The organism is Psychrobacillus sp. Z3-81, from assembly GCF_056620325.1.
This window is the reverse complement of sequence record NZ_JBWQPU010000032.1, coordinates 1-427: the sequence shown is the minus strand read 5'-3', so window position 1 is coordinate 427 and position 427 is coordinate 1. Positions and strand designations below refer to the sequence as shown.

Genomic DNA, 427 nt, shown 5'->3' with positions numbered 1-427 from the left:
ACGTCCCGGTATTTTTCCATCTGGTAATGCCAGCCCTGATCTGAGTGCATGAGCAGCTTATGTTTCTCAGGCAGGTGCTCTATAGCCCTCTCTAACATCTCTGCGACAAGTGAATAGGTAGGCCTAGAGCCAATGGTGTAGGTGATGATCTCGCCATTGAACAGATCTAAAACAGGGGACAGATAAAGCTTTTCGCCGAACAACTTGAATTCGGTGATGTCCGTCACCCATTTCTCATTTGGTGCATCTGCTTTGAAATCACGATTCAAGTGATTCGGTGCCACTTTCCCTACTTTTCCTTTATAGGACTTGTATTTCTTCATGCGCACGACACACTTCAAGCCAAGCTCTTTCATGATGCGTTGCACCTTCTTGTGGTTCACTTTTTGCCCACGATTCGCCAGTTCATCACGGATACGTCGGTATC

Annotated in this window: 1 protein-coding gene; it reads right to left on the bottom strand. The window is 46.6% G+C overall.

Going from position 1 to position 427, the window contains the following annotated elements:
- The coding region (locus tag AC1ECF_RS17525; protein ID WP_480390724.1) for an IS3 family transposase at positions 1-427 on the bottom strand (427 nt) is incomplete at both ends.